Origin of the sequence: Streptomyces sp. Ag109_O5-10 (assembly GCF_900105755.1) — a bacterium.
Taxonomy (GTDB): domain Bacteria; phylum Actinomycetota; class Actinomycetes; order Streptomycetales; family Streptomycetaceae; genus Streptomyces.
The window spans coordinates 5,343,750-5,359,487 of record NZ_FNTQ01000001.1; the positions used below are offsets into that span (position 1 = coordinate 5,343,750).

A 15,738-nucleotide genomic window follows, 5' to 3' on the forward strand; every position below is an offset into this window, starting at 1 on the left:
GTACGCCAAGTCCCGTGAGAACGGCATGCACGCCCCAAGACACGGCCCACGCCCACCGAAAAGCCCCCTACCAGCGACGAACCCGCAGGTAGGGGGGGCGGATCGTGCAGGCCTACTTCTTCTTGCCCTGGGTCTTGTCAGGGATCTAGAGATGCCGGGACTTTGCAGGTCGGGACGCTGGTCCGTCGGCGGTAACTGACGCGCCGTTCCCGAGGAGGAACTGGAGCAGGGCAGCGTCGTGGGGGCGCAGCCAGTAGGAGTCGGTGCCGAGATCCACAGCTGCGGTGTACCCCATTCGGGCCTGGGCGGCATTCTGCTGCGGGCGCTCCTGGCGTGCGACCACCGGGCCCTGAAGGCTGATCGGCTGGTCAGTAGCGCCCTTTCCGCGGTTGCGCCAGGCCAGCTGGACCTCGCCGTTCGAGGACTGATGAAGAAGCAGGTGGCCTGGGGTCTGACTGCCGTCGCGCAGGCCGTACGAGAGCATGCTGAGACGCACTCCTCGCCGAAACCTCGCGGCGTCGGCCTCGACAGTGCGGGAGGCTCCCCGCCCAAGGCGTGCGGTCAGCTTTGCGGCCCAGCCGCGGTACAGGGCAGAGGTCGCCTGCGCCCCCCGCGGAGCCGGGAAGAAGGAAGCCGGAAGCAGCGACCGGATCAACGGATCAAGAACAAAGAAGAAGACCACCAAGCCCAGCAGACCGAGTGGGATCCCGCCCAACGCCTGGCCGGTGAAAAGCAGGCCGAGGGCGATAGCGATCGAGACCAAAAGGTGTATCAGAAGACGGACGTTCACGGTTCCCACCAGTGCGCTTCCTGTTCAGGCAGATGAACCGGCAGGCTACCTGGCGACAGGATGTGTTGACCATGGAAAAGTAGTGGTTCTCAGGCCGGCCCGGCCTCCGTGTGATCCGGCTGCACGACGCCCGGCACGGGACAGCCACGCTTCTCACGGCGGCCGGGGTCGCGCCCCGCGTCGAGATGGAGATCCTGGGGCACTCGCAGATCAGCATCACGATGGACGTGTACACACACGTCGTGCAGGACACACAGCGTGAGGCCATGAGCCACACGGACCGACTGCTCAGGAAACGGCGGCCTGGTGGCCGCTGACCGCTTGCGTTGATGGCAGAACGAGATACGCAAAGGCCCCGGGCCATGACTGGTCTGGGGCCCTCGTGTTGGTGCCTCAGAGAGGGCTCCACAAAAATGTTGTGGGTCAGGGCGCCTTCAGCCTCGCCCGTTCATGCAGCGCTGTATAGCGTCGCAGTGCTTCATCGGCGAGTTCTCTATCCAAGCGCCCCGCCAAGATCCGTTCCCGGGTTGCAGTCGCGGGGAGGTTGCGTGCCTTGATGTGCTTGACCTTGCGTTCGGCATCTGCGAGCGGGGCATCAACCAGGGCGAGAGCGGGTCGGCGGCCGGATGCCTCGTCGATCTTCCGTTCAAGTCGAGCTGTTGCGGTGTGGAGTTGCTCGAACCTTCGGCACCGCTCGCACACGAGGCCGCCGGATCTTTGGAGTCGAAAGAGGAACTCGTGGCAGGCGCTGCATGGGGATGAGAGCGCGAAGAGTGCCAGGGGGACTCTGTTGCCGGAGTCTGCAACCTGGCCGCCCGTTTGGCGAACATGGCGGACCTTGTTGTGCATTGGCACGGACTCCGTTCTACCAGGGCGTTCGGTTGGGGTTCTCTGTGGCTTTCGGAGTATCTTCCCAGCGCAGGTCAGCCGCCGTGATGAGTCTGCGGGTAGATGTGCCCGCCGTCGAGCCTTCAGCTCGGCTTCTTCTTGCCGGTCAACAGCGCCAGGCAGCTGTGCCATCTCCGCCGGCCTTCGCGTGATCCGGCTGCACGACGCTCGGCACAGCATGGCGAACCTGCTCACAGCGGCCGGAGTCGCGCCCCGCGTGGTGATGGAGATCCTCGGGCACTCGCAGATCAGCATCACCATGGACGTGTTCACGCACGAGGTGCAGGACACCCAGCGCGAGGCCATGAGTCACACGGACCGGCTGCTCAGGAAGCGCCCCCGTCGTCAGTGACCGTGCTCGTTGATGTCAAAAGCAGATGTCAAAGGCCCCGGACCATGATCGGTCCGGGGCCTTTTGCCTGGTGCCCCCGGCAGGATTCGAACCTGCGACACCCGCTTTAGGAGTTTTCCCTGGGCGGGGCTGTGGCCTGCGGAAACGTTGACTGTGGTGCGTCTGGCCTGGGAAAACTCCCCTCCGTAGTTCTCACGTGTTCGCGGGGTTTCCCGGCCTCATGTGTGCTGAATCCGTTCTGGCTTGCCCCTTGCTCCTTCGGGCGGTCAGCGACCAGGGAGGTCGTTGGCAAGAGAATGAAGGAGGGGGTATCGCGAGCCACGAAGCAGTTGCTCTCCGCGCAGATCATGCCCGACCACGGTGCCGTCGGGCATGAGGGCCGGGTCGCACAGGTGAGTGCCGGCCGGGTGCCGCGTCACCCGGGGAGTCGTTCGGGGGCGTTAGAGGCTCGACAGGTCCAGGAGGTTGACCATCGACTGTTTCCAGGCCGGGCAGAAACGCGTGGTCCGGATCGGTGCGAGCGCTCTTGGCGCGCTCGGGTACTGGGAGGATGCGGCGCCGATTCAGTTCAGCCACATCGATCAGAGGGGCGGTCACTACGCGGTCGAGTAACTCTGCCTGCCGCGGCTCCAGGCCAGTCAGGTGACTGAGGACGGCGAGGATCTCCACGAGTTCCCGACTCCACTCGTGCTCCCAGTGCTCTGGGCGCTCGCGGTCGAGTTCGCTGGTCACCTTGCCGGCACTGCGGGTGCTGCGGTATGCGAGCCAGCTGTCGAGTACGTTACGCCCGCCGGTGGTGTAGTTGCGCATGCGCGGCGTGACGCCAGTGAAGACGCCCCCCTCGATGATCAGGTGCTCGTTTTCGGAGTCGTAAGTGATCGTGGAGGGGAGTCCGTCAGGCGCGACTTGTCGGGCGTATGTGATCTCGGGATGCAGCTCTCTCCACCAGTTCGATGTGCCTGCAGGGCGTCCATCACCTGGACTGATGCTTCGTGTGCCGAAGGTGGACGCCCACAGAATGTGGTGTCCCAGGCTGACGGCCTCATGCCAGAGGTCACTAGCGGCGGTCAAGGGGATGCGTACGCCGAGTGAGTTGAGGTCGTCTGCATAGCGCTCGGTGAAGGTGGGATGGGCCGTGACGGCGCCGACGTAGGCCAGCAGGTCTTCCGGGATGACCTCTTGGAGACCGTAGGAGTTGGCGAGGTGATGTAACAGCCCGGGGGCGATGTTGGGGGAGCGGTCAGCATGCAGGAACGGCAACACGCGACCACCGTTGCCGTTGAAGTAGTGCATGTCCGGGATGAGCGCGGTAAAGAGCAGGGCTGGGCCGGTCTGCAGGCGTTGTGAGTGCTGTTCCACGATGAAGACCTGGCCGTCTATGGCGGCTTGCCACAGCTCCGGGCGGGAAAAGTCGATGACGCGCCCGTCGGGTATGAGCCATTGGCGGTCCCAGGCTCTGCGGGCGACGCGTATCGGAACAGGACAGGGGCTGTGCTCGTCGCGGAGAAGCGTCGGCGGGTGGGGATGACCGGGTATCTGGACGGCTTCCTTGTCCAAGGTGCGGTCGCGGGTCTCTTTGAACAGTGCCTTTTGCGTTGAGAGGTCACGTTCCTGGACGAGGCGGTCCCATCGTCGGCGCAAGGTGGTTTTGGATGGACTGAAGACCCAGTTCCGGTTGGGTTTTATGCCTGGTTTACGCCAGGGCATGAGGTCGGTGAGAGCGGGGAAGGTGTCCCAGCCGCTCTGGGAGGCGGGTGTGAAGGGGGCGTGCTTGGCAGGCCGGGAAGTGCGCCAGCCGGGGCCGTTGATGTGCAGGTCGTGTAGTTGCTCTTCTTTGTCCCGGCGAGTGCCGTGGACGGCCGTGTAGTGGACGGGGGCCAGTTGGTCTCGCCGCTCGCCTTGCTTGCGGACAAAAATGGCGATGGCTAATTCCTGCTGGACGCCCGGGAAGAAACGGCTGTTGAGCGGCGGTCTCTTCGTTTCAGGAGTGAGGTCGATGATCCAGCCCTCGGTGCAAGTGCGGCGCAGGTACGAGCGCATGCCCTGAAAGCCGGCGCTGCGGATGAACCCGCCGGTACTAACGAAGCAGACAACGCCGTGACGGTGGTCGTCGTACTGGTCGAACACCTTGTGCGTGGCCCAGCGCCAGAAGTAGGTGCAGAGGCTTTTCAGTTTGTTCTCGTACACCCCTGCCGCACCGTGTAGCCGGAAGGCGTCCAGCGGTGGGGCGCCTCGGTCTGGTGAGCCATTCTCGATCCATCCACCCTGGCCTTCCGCCTGTTCGCGATGGGGAGGATTGCCGATGACGACAGTGATGCGGCTTTCGCGCTGGATGAAGCTTGCGGCTTCAGCGTCGTCGCGCAAGGGGCCCCACAGGGCGCCGTAGCGGGTGAAGAGTTCACTCGGCCGCCAGGGGTCGGCAAGGGTGTCGGCTAGATGTAGGCGCATGTCGCGCAGCCGAACCCGGGCGTTGAGAGAACGCAGCATCTGCCCGACGCGCATCTGTGCAACGGCGAAAGCGCCCATCTGCTTTTCGAAGCCGATCAGTCGGCCTGCGAGTTCTTGGACGGATTCGGCGCGGAAGCCATCATTGCCGCCCTCGGACTGCTTGCGGGCGACGAGGTCGATGATGCCGGTGAGGAAGGTGCCGGTGCCCATGGCCGGGTCGATGATGGACACGCCAGGATCGGCGAAACCGCCTGGGCAACCCAGCGTGGTGATCAGCACTTCGTCGACAAGGCGGATCATCTCCTCCATCAGCGGCGCTGGGGTGTAGTAGGTGCCGGAGTCCTTGCGGAGGTCGGGGTCGTACTCCTGCAGGAAGTGTTCGTAAAGGTGGATGTGGAAGCCGGGTTCGCTGGCCAGGGCGCTCCGCCAGTCGATGGCGTCGATGACGCGAACCAGCATGTCGAGGCTGTCGCGAAATTCTCCCTCGACCTGGTCGGTGAGGATCTGCAGAGCGCGCCCCATGACGGAATGCTCCGCTCCCAGCCGGCGGCCGACCTCATGCAGGCTCATCTTGGCCAGTGAGCTGTCACGGCCATCGGCGGCATCCGAGCTGGCGAGTAGGAGCGCGAAGGTGACGGATTGGGCATAGCGGTCGGCGAAGGCCGCGCGTTTGTCCCGGTCATCAGTGGTGGGAAAGAGATCGACTTCGAGAGTGGAGGCCAGGTCAGTGAAGGGACGCCGGTGGTGCGGGAGCCTGGCCTCGGCGTCGAGCCGGTCGTGGACAGCATCGCGCAGGAGTGTGCACAGCGGGGCTACTTGAGCGACAACTTCCCGCATCGATGTCAGTGGATGCGGCTGCCAACTGAAGAACGCTGTCAGCATTGATTCGAAGGCGGCTTCGCTGGCTATCGGCAGCCGCAGGCGGGCGCCGGCAGTACGCAGATCGCCTTCGAGATGGATGGTGTCGCCGTTTTGCCGCCCTGAGCGATACATGATCCAGGTCTGGCCGTTGGTATAGATCAAGTTGGGGAGCTTCGCCATGCCCTCCCACTGCCGTCGATCACGTTGGTTCAGCCCGCCAGGATGGATCACGCTTTTGTCCGGGCTCTTCAGCTCGACGTAGCCGACGATGTTGCGAGATAACTTCCCGATCCGCACAGCCAGGTCGGGGCGGATTCGGTGCGCGGCGATCGCTACCTCGGCATGCAGGACGGCCTGTAGCCCTAACACGTTCGCCGCGTCAACGAGAAGCGTCTCCACGGCGCGACGGATCGCGGCTTCCTTCTGCCCGTGCAGCAATGCCTGCTTGCACGCTGCACCGAACTCGCTGATGATCCGCCGAAACCCGTCCCTGCGCTGCATCCCGCCCCCAGAGGTCAGCACACTCCCGGTATCCAACTCAACACACGGTAAGTGCAATATCACTGACCGTCGAGAGGGTCTCAAGGCTGCGTACACCCACCGGCCTGTGGCAGTGCCCCCTTCTCCCAGCGCTGCACGGGTGATCCACAGCTCTGGTACAGGCCGGTGCAGGCAGGCCGTGCCGACCAAAGACGGCTGGCGCGGTCGGGCTGAGGCTCCTCGGCCTCCTGCTTAGCGTTCGCGTGCGGGGTTTACAGAAAGTGGAGGTTCAAGCATGAGGGCAATGCGTCAGCACCCCGAATTCGATTGATTTCCGTTGCGATGTGGAGATCTCGTAGGTCGGGCAGTTGAGCCAACGGTGTAATGTCGATATCGCCTTCTGCCGTCATGTCTCCCGTGAACTCGCATGAGATTAGCCGAGGAAAGGCTTCGGCCAGTCGATGGACGGCCGCTTGGATGACTCGTTCCCCATCGCCGCCACTGAGAGACAGGCTGGTTACATTCGCCAGAACTGTGTTTGGGGGAAGGGTTTCGAATGATGCGGCACATGCGATGAGATCGGTTAGCGATATTAGGCCGCAAATCTCTCGCCAGTCATCGGCTGAGGCCGGGCTGGATGCATGGTTGAGTCCGAGTTCCACGAGTTGGGAAAGACTACTGAGTCCTTGGAGTCCTCGCAGTGGCCTTGCGCCGTCCGACACGCGCAGGCTGCGCAGCGGAGCGTGGGTCGGTAGATATTCCGTGGACCAGCCCAGGCTGGGCGGGCCGCTGATCACCAGCGATCCCAGGTCCTGCAACTGTGAAACCGGTCGCAGGTCGATGCCCGAACCGACGGCGGTGATGTCCAGGTGCTGAATGGGAAGTTCGCTGATTGCGGAAATATCCTCCAGGTTCGGGCAATCATTGATGATGAGCGACGTCAGTGTCAATTGCTGAGCCAAGAATTCCAAATTGGGTGTCTCAGTGTTCGATAGCGTGAGTTGCGTGAACGCGTGGTGAGAGGCGTACGAGGTCAGCGCCCCCAGGGACACGCCATTTCTGATATCCAGAATTTCCGGCTCCAGCCCTAGACGCCTTAGCTGATGCAGTTGGTCGTCGAGCTGGATGGTGTACGTGAGGGCGCTCGAATCTAGGCGGGCGATAATCTCCTCCGCGTATCGGGCGCTGTCGAAGCGAGGCCAGGCCCAAAGAAGTTGGGCACGGACTGGGAGAAAGGGATGATCGACGAACTGGGACAGAAACGTGATGGCAGCATCGGACTTTACATTGGAAGCTGCGATGGCCACGTGATAGGCAGTCACCCCGTCATCGAGTTCCTCGGGGCTAGGTAGGAGGCGGAGGATCAAGGGCCCGACTTCCGCCAACGCGTGAGCCTCTTCCTCGTTACCCGGGGGAATCAGGGTGAGGGTACGCTGTTCGACTTCCTCGCGTACGGAAGGTTCGAGGGACGTCGCATATTCCAGACAAGCCGTAGCGATCAGATAGATGCGGGCCTGGACGCGTTTGTCGGATGTACGGTCGCCCAAGTCTACGAGTTCCCGGAAGATCGTGACGCGTTCCCGGGGACGCGCGAGAGCAACCGCCATGCGGATGACATCCTCCCACTGATCGTCCGACGCGTGCTCGACGAGGAGTCCGAAGTCGGCCTCCTCAACGGCTGCCCGAGCACCGAGGAAATCCTGGAACGTGCGGTGGATGAAGTCCACCGTGTCGGGAGCAGGTTCGCGAAGGAGACCGCTCCGCTGGAGGAAGTGTTCGAAGACGGTCGGCGCATTGCCCAGGGCAGCTACTTCGGGGACTGAGGGCAGAGCCCGATTGATGATGGCCTCTGCGTGGGAACGGTCCATCTCGGTACGGCCATTCTTGATCAGCCAGTAGGCGAGTCGCTGGAGGAGATCAAGCTGCGGCTCCTCGCGAAGTTCGGGGCCCGCCATGTCCCGTTCCCGGTCGCGTCGACTGAGCAGCATGGACAACGCGGCTTCGTAGAGGTCCTTGCGGCCGTGGGGGAGATAGCCTCGGCGGTCGCGATGGAGGGCGCAGATGAGCCCACACATCAGAGGATTCGTGGCCAGGCGGCCGAGGGCGGGCTCGGTTCTGACGGCATCGAGGAGCTGCCCCTCATACCTATCGAGGTCGGCAGCGTCGTCGGCATCGGTCCGTGCGGCATCGTGCCACTGGGTGATGAAAGTGGCGACGGCTTTGGGGCCCATGGGAGACAGCGACAGCTCGATGAAACCGTCGTCGGCGAGCCAGTCCTGGCCTACGGCCGATGGGCGGGAGGTAATCAGCCACCGGTTGTCCCCGTCGTACGTTTCGATCAGTTCCAGCAGCCATCTCCGGGTCCGCTCGCGTTCTCGATCGGGGATTTCGTCGATGCCGTCGATGAGGATTAGGCCGCGCCCAGCGACGAGGACCCGGTTCTCCCAGCCGTCGGGCTGAGTGCCGGCAAGCGGGCAGCCGGTGGCAGAGAGAAAGTCCTTGGGTGCTGGGAGGCGCTCGCCGTGGCGGGTGAGCGCGCGGAGCGGTAGTACGAAAGGGATGCGGTCGTAGAGGTAATCCATGCGATCGGGGAGGTCCTGGCCAGCAGTCGCAACAGCCAGCCACTGAACGAGTGTCGTCTTGCCTGAGCCGGCTTCGCCGCGGAGGAGGACGCGGTGGTTGGCTGCCAGGGCTTGGTCCGCGGGCTGGGTAGCGAACGGGTCGCGGATGGAGCTGTAGGTAAGCCACAGCCTGTCGGCATGCGTCGTGTGGTCCTGGCTGGGCCTGGTCCGTTCGATGATCGCCAGGAGGCTGTCCAGGTCTCCTTGAGACTCTTCGGCGACAGACATAGAGAGATCGTCTGTTGCGGACTGCGTCAGTAATGAGGCGATGAAGGTGCGACTGTGGGGCAGAGCGAGGGTCGCAGGATCGTGGCCCCGAACGCTGGCGCGGGCCCATGCCGTTGCCCTCCGCCAGAGCCCCGACATCGGTGACGCCTCCAGACTCAGATACGCCACGTTCAACGGCCATCGTCTCGGGGAATTGTTGAGGTCAATCCCGTAGATCGTGAGCCTGCCGTGCTTCTTGGACACATAGGTCAGATACGCCTGCTCGAATGCGGCGTCCTCGCCACCGGGCCGGGGGTTGCGGCGGATCAACTCGTCTACTTTGGCGATAAGTTCGTTGACAGCGTGGGACTGCTCGACCAGGGTGCGGGCGATGAAGGTGGAGCGCTGCGTGAAGAAGTGAAGGATGTGGAGGCATGCGGTTTCAAGCAGGTTCTCGTAGAAGTGTGTGGCGTCGGCCGTGAGATGACGCTCGGGACTGTCGCTCGCGCGACGCAGTTCACGGGCCAATGCTGAGTGGCCAAGGCGTACGGCTTCGAGGTCGGTGAGGGTCAGGTCGCCGAGGGCGTGGAGGGTGGTGGCCAGGGCATCGATGACGGCCTGCTGTTCGTCACTAGGGACGGGACGTTCGCCGGAGCGCAGGGCTTGTTTCACTAGCTTGTCGGCGAGATCGCGGAGGTCGGATTTGGTAAGGGCATGCTTCTCGCCCTTGAAGGATACGTAGCTGGAGATGCGGATCGGCTTGTCAACAAGGCCAGCCCCCGGACCTTCGGTGACGAAGAGCTTCTTGACGAGAGGCCCAATAGCGGCCGAGGCGAGTCGGGTGCCGATGGCTGTGGGTTCCACGCTTACCCCCGTAGATCCGTACCGATGTCCTCGGATCCTAAGGCGCCCAGTGCCCCGGCCCAACCAGCATCAGCGATGGGTCTGTGGGCGATTTCGAGCGTGGTGGCTCACCCGTCACGGGGGCACCGGAGCTCGGTGCCTACGAACTACGACCCTGCTCGACGGTCCGAGCGGGGAGCTACACGCTCAGCTGTTAGAAGAGGGGCGGCGGTTCCGGGTGCCGGTCAGCGGCTTGCGCGGATCATCACGGCGAGGACCGGCGAGGCCGGTGATGGCTGGCTCTGGCCGATGTCCTCGTATCCCCACGACCTGTAGAGCGCGTGGACCTTTCCGTCCCCGGCGGCCGAGTTGACCATGAGCGTCACGTACGGCTCGTTGCGCGTAGCGAGGAGGGCGTCGTGGATGCGGCGGGCCGTACCCGTCTTCCGCCAGGTCGGCCGGACCCCGATCTCCTTCAAGGCCACGGCCGGATGCTCGGTGTACTTGTCCGCCGGCATCGGGCTGGTGCGCTGCCAGTAGCGGTCGCCGTGCTCGATGGTGTTGCCGTAGGCGTAGCCGACCGGATGTCCGTCCGCGTACGCGAGGACCGCCGTGAACCCTGGCTCGCTGCCGTGGCGGTCCAGGCGTTCGCCGAACGCGGTGACGGCGTAGTTCGGCAGGTGGAGGAGCGGGGCGCGTACGTCGGCGTACACGTCGAGGAGGTCGCCGCGGACGGTGCCGAGGGTGGTGAAGGTGCGGAGTTCGATGGCGGGCGCCGTGGTCATGCGGCCATCCTCCAGGCGGCGGTGTGCTTGGGCTTCCGCCAATAGTTGGGGCCACCCAACGCGTCTCCCCGAGTTTCTGCGTCAAGCTCGGAGCTGCTTGACCATGACGGCGTACACCGGTGAGTCTGCGAACGGTTGCTGCTCGCCGGCCTTGGCGTACCCCCATGACTCGTAGAGCGCCTGCACCTTGGGGTGGGTCACGTCGACCAGGAGTACAGCGAGGTCCTCCGTTCGCTCCTTCAGGAGCGCTTCGTGGAGTCGTTCAGAGATTCCCTGCTTGCGCCAGTGGGGGCGCACCATGACCTCAGACACGGCGTATGTGGAGGAGTAGCCGTTGTTCGGCCGGTATCCGGTGGAGCGCCACCATTCGCGGCCGGGCGCGAGCGGAGCGCCGTAGGCGAAGCCGGTCGGTTCTTCTCCGTCGTAGGCGACGACACAGGAGAAGCCGTCCATGCCGGACCAATGGTCGGCGAACCAGGCGAAGCGCTGGTGGAAGGGGTCGTCCATCTGGTCGGCGTAGGCGTCGGCGTGTACGTCGATGAGCATCTGACGGAAGCCCTCGGGGATGTTTCCGTGCTGGAAGTGACGCAGGTCGGTCACGCTCGACTCCATTCGGTGCGCATGCGGTCTGCCCAGTCTCGTGCGTAGGCGGTGGAGGGAGCCCGGACGAACAGTCCCCGGTGGAAGTCGCCGATGAGCGTGCGCATGCGGCCCGGCAGGGGATCGCCGTCCATGATCGTGAAGACGTCGGAGGCGGTGACCGTGGCCTGCTCGGCGTCGCCTTGGTGGAGCTGAGCGAGGGCGAGCTGCGCGGTGGCGAGGGCCTTGTTGCGCCGGAAAGCTGCCGGGATCCTGGCCAGGGCGCGGTAGGCCATGGCCTCGGCGTGGGCGGGGCGTCCGCTGTTGAATTGCACGATGGCGGCGAGGTGGTCGAGTTCGGCCTGGCCGTAAAAGGCCGTCCAGCGCGGGCGTTCGCGCTCCGCCGTCTTGGCGTAGGTGTCCTGGGCAGATCCCAGGGACCGCAGGCCGGCCCGTCCGTCCCCGAGGGCCGCGTAGGCGAGGGCGGCGCGGACCCGTCCCAGTGAGTCGAAGAAGGGGTCCCGGCGAGCAGCGTAGGAGGCTTGGGCCGCTTGTGCAGCCGCGAGTGCTTCGGGCCAGTTGTGCCGCTGATAGGCGAGCATGGAGAGGTTGACCCATACCCGCATCTCGGTGGGGCCGTCTTGGGAGAGGCCAGCGTAGGTCGCGGATTCGTTCAGGTAATTCTGGGCCTGGTCGAGGTTGCGGGCGTCGATGCAGGACCAGGCCGCGATGGTGGTGTACTCGGCAGCCAGTGCATACAGGGCGCGGCGGACACGTTCACTGGCGTTGCGCTGTTGCAGCTCCAGGACGCCGTCGCGGCCCGCGGCGGCTGCCCTTTCCAGTTCGGAATGACCGCCTTGGCGGTCGTCGGCTTCGACGAGTGCGTTCATTCCGGCGGCGGCGCGTGCCACGTCCGACATGCCGACGGCGCGGCGTTGGGCCACCAAGGGGACGGCTGCGGCTGCGGTCCCGGTGGCCGAGGCGATGAAGGTGCGACGCCGCACGGGATCCTCCTCCTGCGGGTGGTGCATAGTGCGTGGTGCGCTGAACCCTAAGTCCTCGACCGGACAGCCGAACACCCGCTCCAGAGCGGCGCATGTGCGTCCGATGGGCCGGCGCGAGGTTCCGTTCAGCAGGTTGCGTACCGTTCGGGCGGAGACGTCGCCGGGTCGGCCGGTGATGTCCGCGAGTGCGGTGTTCATCCGGCCTGCTAATTCCTCCTGCGTGAGACCGAGTTCGTCCATCCGGCTCTTGAGGATGGCGTTCGCTGCCATGTGACCGACGGTAGACCCGTGGCATCGAGTGAACCAGCCCTCAGGTCACGGGACCGTAAAGTCTTCCGGTTCGAGGCGACCGGCGAGGGAGCGACCTTTCCTGTTCCCGTCCCCTTCCGGGTCGTTGACTGGTCATCGCCCGTCGGGAGGTTCCGATTCCCCCTTCCTCTCGGCGGCATGGAGAAGAGCCCGTTCCGTCGTCACCCCGTCGTCGGGGCGGGCGTCCCACCCTCGGAGGGATGTTCTCGTGACCATGACCGCAGCTCGACCTACTGCGACCGGCGCGCCCGGGTACACCGAGACGATGCCGTGTGAGCCGAAATCCGCTCGCCGGGCCCGTCTGCTCGTCTCCGCTGCTCTGAATACCTGGGGCATAGGTGAGTTGGCTGGGGACGGTGCCCAGGTCGTCGCCGAGCTGGTCAACAACGTGGTCCGTCATACGCGGTGCCGTGTCGTCCGGGTCCGGGTCACGCGGCCGGCCGAGCGCGTGGTGCGCATCGGTGTCGCCGACAGCTGCCGGGACACTCCCGAGCCGGGCTACCTCGATGACAACTCGGAGGGAGGGCGCGGCCTGCTCCTGGTCGAAGCCCTCAGCTGGAGATGGGGTTACGACCGTAAGCGCTGGGGCAAGGTCGTGTGGGCCGAGCTGGAAGTGCCGGGCACGGAAGCACCGGTCGCATGTTGAGGCCCCGCATTTCGTTACGGCTGATGCGGGCAGACGAGCTGGTGGACGATCCGGCCCCGGACGCCTGCGTGGAAGTCACACTCGGGCCCCTCCAGCTGGCAGACGATGGCGATTCGTCGATGTTCGCCGAGCCGCTGCGCATCACACCGGCCGATCTCCTCCAGCTGCATATGGAGTCTGACCTGGCGCTCGGAGAGACGCGCCGAGGTCGTTCAAGCGGACAACGCATGGCAGCGGCATCTCGGCCGCTGGTACGCCGAGGGCCGAGCCGCCGTCGAGGCCAGGGAGCCGGAAGTAGCCCTGCTCACGCGTGTGCTTGAGGGCCTTCGACGGCAAGTTCTCGCGCCTGATCCCGTATGACGCCGACCGGCACTCACCGCTCCCGCTGGGCACATGAAAGCCGCAGGTGGCCAGCGGGCAAGCAAGACAGTCATCACACAGCTACTTCCACCACCGAAAGGAAGATTGTGTTCAACCACATGGATCGCTTTCCCACGGGCAGCCCGCTGCCGCAGGGACACCTGACCGCCGTCCCATGGGGCCTGCGCCGGATCGCCCCGTACCCGCCCGTCGAGGACTCCGGTTACGCGACGGTGAAGTTGGACCCGGCGACGCAGACCGCCCGGTACTTCGACGCCTCCGGGGCGCCCACCATGTCCCCCGGCCACGGCACATCTTCCGGTACGAACCCCAAGACCGGCACCACCGGCCAGGGGGACCGCAACAGCGACTCCCCGGACAGCGACACGGGCAACGACACCGACCAGTGACTGTGGTGACGAACGACGAGCGTCCGGTCCTGGTCGTCACCAACCTTGACGACCCGACCGCGGACTTCGTGATTGCCGAGCTGCACGACCGGGGTGTCCCGGTCGTGCGGTTCGACTCCGGTGACTTCCCAGCCACCCTGTCGTGCTCGGCCGCCATCGGCGGCGACACTGACGGCTGGCGAGGAAGCGTGCAGACCCCGAGCCGACATGCCGAATTGGGCGCCGTGCGCTCCATGTACTACCGGCGCCCCTCCGGATTCGCCTTCCCTCACCTCGACCAGCAGGATGCGCGGTTTGCCGTGGCCCAAGCTCGCTACGGGCTCGGCGGCATCCTGACCTCCCTGCCCGGCTGCCTCTACGTCAACCACCCCAACCGCATCGGCGACGCCGAGTACAAGCCCGCCGGCCTCGCGGCAGCAGCGGCGGCAGGCTTCAAGGTGCCGCCCACGGTCATCACCAACGTCCCGGACGACGTACGGGCTTTCATCAAGGAGTACGGCCCGGCCATCTTCAAGCCGATCTCGGTGCCGCTCTACCTGGTCGACGGCCAGGCCCAGACAGTCCCGGTGACCGAAGTGAGTGCCGACGAGATCGATAACTCCGTGACTGGCACCATGCACCTCTTCCAGAAGCGCGTGGACAAGGTCGCCGACATCCGGGTCACGGTGATCGGCGAGCAGATCTTCGCCGTGCAGATCGACTCCGGTCTCCTCGACTGGCGGACTGACTACAGCACTCACACGTACACGCCGCTTGCGGCCCCGCCCGCGGTGGAGCAGTCGATGCACGCCTACCTGAAGCACTTCGGGCTCGTCTTCGGGGCGTTCGACTTCGCCCTGACCGACTCGGGTGAATGGATCTTCATCGAGTGCAATCCTTCCGGGCAGTGGGCATGGATGGAGCCGCCCACCGGTCTGCCAATGACCGCCGCACTCGCCGACCTCCTGGAAGGAGGTGTCCATGGCCAGTGAGCCCGATATCGAGACGGCCGCTGCCGATCTACGGCTTCGGCTCGCCCGCCAGCTGGAGGAGGACGGCCGGCTGCGGTCGCCACAGTGGCGAGCCGCCGTTGAAGCGGTGCCTCGCCACGTGTTCGTCCCGCGCTTCTACCGGCAGAGCGATGCGCCTGGCGTCACCACTTGGGAACCCGTGACGCCGGAGACTGTCGACCAGGACGAGTGGCTCCGGCTCGTCTACACCGACGAGACATGGATGACCCAGTTCGACCGCCACGACATCGACTGGACCGACCCGAAGCCGATCAGCAACGCGGCCCCGACCTCGTCATCGACCCTGCCCAGCCTCGTCGTCCGGATGCTCGAAGACCTGGACGTGCACGACGGCATGAACGTGCTGGAGATCGGCACGGGGACTGGTTACTCGACGGCCCTGCTGTGCCACCGGCTCGACAGCGGCAGAGTGACCTCGATCGAGACGGACGAGGGCGTGGCCCGACGCGCCCGTGAGGCTCTCGCCGCTGCCGGCTACAGCCCTTACCTGCTGGTGGGGGACGGCCGCGTCGGCCACCCGGACGGAGCGCCTTACGACCGGCTGATCGCCACCTGCGGCTTCCGCAACATCCCACCCTCCTGGCTGGAACAGGTACGGCCAGGCGGCGTCATCCTCACCACCCTGCGAGGCTGGATGCGCTCCCTCGGCCTGGTCAAACTCATCGCCGCCGGCGACAGCGCGAGCGGCTGGTTCAGCGAGGACGACCCGAGCTTCATGATCGCCCGCCAGCAGGATGCGCCGGAGAGCCTCGGCATGGTCCCGGGACCCGCCGACGGAACGAAGCGGAAGGCCGCGTACGGACCGGAGACATTTACCGACTCCGGACCGGCGTTCATGGCACAACTCGCCGCACCGGACGCCCGATTCTTCTCCATGGCGGTCGACGGCAGCCCGCTCAGCACGTTCGTACTGGACAGCGTCACCGATTCCTTCGCCGTACTCACCGCTGCAGACAGCGGCTGGGAGGTCCGGCAGGGCGGCCCCCGACGTCTCTGGGACGTGATCGAGTCGGCCATCGCCACCTGGGAGGAGCACGGCGCGCCGAGCACCGCCGCGTTCGGAGTGACCGTCTCCCGCGACGGACAGGTCGTCTGGCTCGGAAACCCGAGCGGTCCGCAGTGGCGGCTACCCTCCTGACACAGCC

At 65.3% G+C, this 15,738-nt stretch carries 10 protein-coding genes and 2 pseudogenes; 6 read left to right on the forward strand and 6 right to left on the reverse strand.

What is annotated here, in order from left to right; genetic code table 11:
- Positions 1-145: 145 nt before the first annotated feature.
- Positions 146-799, reverse strand: a complete 654-nt coding sequence (locus BLW82_RS24530; RefSeq protein ID WP_093501783.1) for a hypothetical protein — start codon at positions 797-799, stop codon at positions 146-148.
- A gap of 92 nt (positions 800-891) precedes the next feature.
- Between BLW82_RS24530 and BLW82_RS24535 the strand changes: the two are divergent.
- Positions 892-1,107, forward strand: a pseudogene (locus BLW82_RS24535) (tyrosine-type recombinase/integrase); the annotation flags it as partial.
- Positions 1,108-1,805: 698 nt separating this feature from the next.
- Positions 1,806-2,030, forward strand: a pseudogene (locus BLW82_RS24540) (tyrosine-type recombinase/integrase); the annotation flags it as partial.
- A 345-nt stretch (positions 2,031-2,375) separates the two neighbouring features.
- On the opposite strand, the gene BLW82_RS24545 reads toward BLW82_RS24540, so the two are convergent.
- From BLW82_RS24545 to BLW82_RS24565, 5 genes are all read right to left on the reverse strand, one after another.
- A complete protein-coding gene (locus tag BLW82_RS24545) occupies positions 2,376-5,840 on the reverse strand; it encodes a type ISP restriction/modification enzyme (protein ID WP_093501785.1) in 3,465 nt (1,154 codons plus the stop codon).
- A gap of 251 nt (positions 5,841-6,091) precedes the next feature.
- The gene (locus tag BLW82_RS24550) at positions 6,092-9,511 is read right to left on the reverse strand and encodes an NACHT domain-containing protein (protein ID WP_093501787.1); all 3,420 of its coding nucleotides are present in this window, start codon (positions 9,509-9,511) and stop codon (positions 6,092-6,094) included.
- Positions 9,512-9,735: 224 nt separating this feature from the next.
- On the reverse strand, positions 9,736-10,275 hold the full coding sequence (locus BLW82_RS24555; RefSeq protein ID WP_177233055.1) for a GNAT family N-acetyltransferase: 540 nt from the start codon (positions 10,273-10,275) through the stop codon (positions 9,736-9,738).
- A gap of 81 nt (positions 10,276-10,356) precedes the next feature.
- Positions 10,357-10,887: a GNAT family N-acetyltransferase gene (locus BLW82_RS24560; protein WP_093501789.1), complete on the reverse strand. Its 531-nt coding sequence runs from the start codon at positions 10,885-10,887 to the stop codon at positions 10,357-10,359.
- A complete protein-coding gene (locus BLW82_RS24565; protein ID WP_093501791.1) occupies positions 10,872-12,128 on the reverse strand; it encodes a helix-turn-helix domain-containing protein in 1,257 nt (418 codons plus the stop codon). Before BLW82_RS24565 ends, BLW82_RS24560 begins: the two co-directional genes overlap by 16 nt.
- A 253-nt stretch (positions 12,129-12,381) precedes the next feature.
- Here BLW82_RS24565 and BLW82_RS24570 point away from each other — a divergent pair, with 253 nt between their 5' ends.
- From BLW82_RS24570 to tgmC, 4 genes are all read left to right on the forward strand, one after another.
- Complete coding sequence (locus BLW82_RS24570; protein WP_093508237.1) at positions 12,382-12,813, forward strand: ATP-binding protein; 432 nt, start codon at positions 12,382-12,384, stop codon at positions 12,811-12,813.
- Positions 12,814-13,280: 467 nt separating this feature from the next.
- Positions 13,281-13,583: a putative ATP-grasp-modified RiPP gene (gene tgmA, locus BLW82_RS24580; protein WP_093501793.1), complete on the forward strand. Its 303-nt coding sequence runs from the start codon at positions 13,281-13,283 to the stop codon at positions 13,581-13,583.
- A 5-nt stretch (positions 13,584-13,588) separates the two neighbouring features.
- A complete protein-coding gene (tgmB, locus tag BLW82_RS24585; protein ID WP_093508238.1) occupies positions 13,589-14,554 on the forward strand; it encodes an ATP-grasp ribosomal peptide maturase in 966 nt (321 codons plus the stop codon).
- On the forward strand, positions 14,544-15,731 hold the full coding sequence (tgmC, locus tag BLW82_RS24590) for an ATP-grasp peptide maturase system methyltransferase (RefSeq protein WP_093501795.1): 1,188 nt from the start codon (positions 14,544-14,546) through the stop codon (positions 15,729-15,731). The genes tgmB and tgmC overlap by 11 nt, the downstream gene beginning before the upstream one ends.
- Positions 15,732-15,738 lie beyond the last annotated feature (7 nt).

What these genes read in the sequence shown, in the direction of transcription:
- BLW82_RS24570 (WP_093508237.1), top strand. Translation starts at nt 12,382, where the DNA reads ATGACCGCAGCTCGACCTACTGCGACCGGCGCGCCCGGGTACACCGAG.
- tgmC (WP_093501795.1), top strand. Translation starts at nt 14,544, where the DNA reads ATGGCCAGTGAGCCCGATATCGAGACGGCCGCTGCCGATCTACGGCTT.
- BLW82_RS24545 (WP_093501785.1), bottom strand. Translation starts at nt 5,840, where the DNA reads ATGCAGCGCAGGGACGGGTTTCGGCGGATCATCAGCGAGTTCGGTGCA.
- BLW82_RS24560 (WP_093501789.1), bottom strand. Translation starts at nt 10,887, where the DNA reads ATGGAGTCGAGCGTGACCGACCTGCGTCACTTCCAGCACGGAAACATC.
- BLW82_RS24565 (WP_093501791.1), bottom strand. Translation starts at nt 12,128, where the DNA reads ATGGCAGCGAACGCCATCCTCAAGAGCCGGATGGACGAACTCGGTCTC.
- BLW82_RS24555 (WP_177233055.1), bottom strand. Translation starts at nt 10,275, where the DNA reads ATGACCACGGCGCCCGCCATCGAACTCCGCACCTTCACCACCCTCGGC.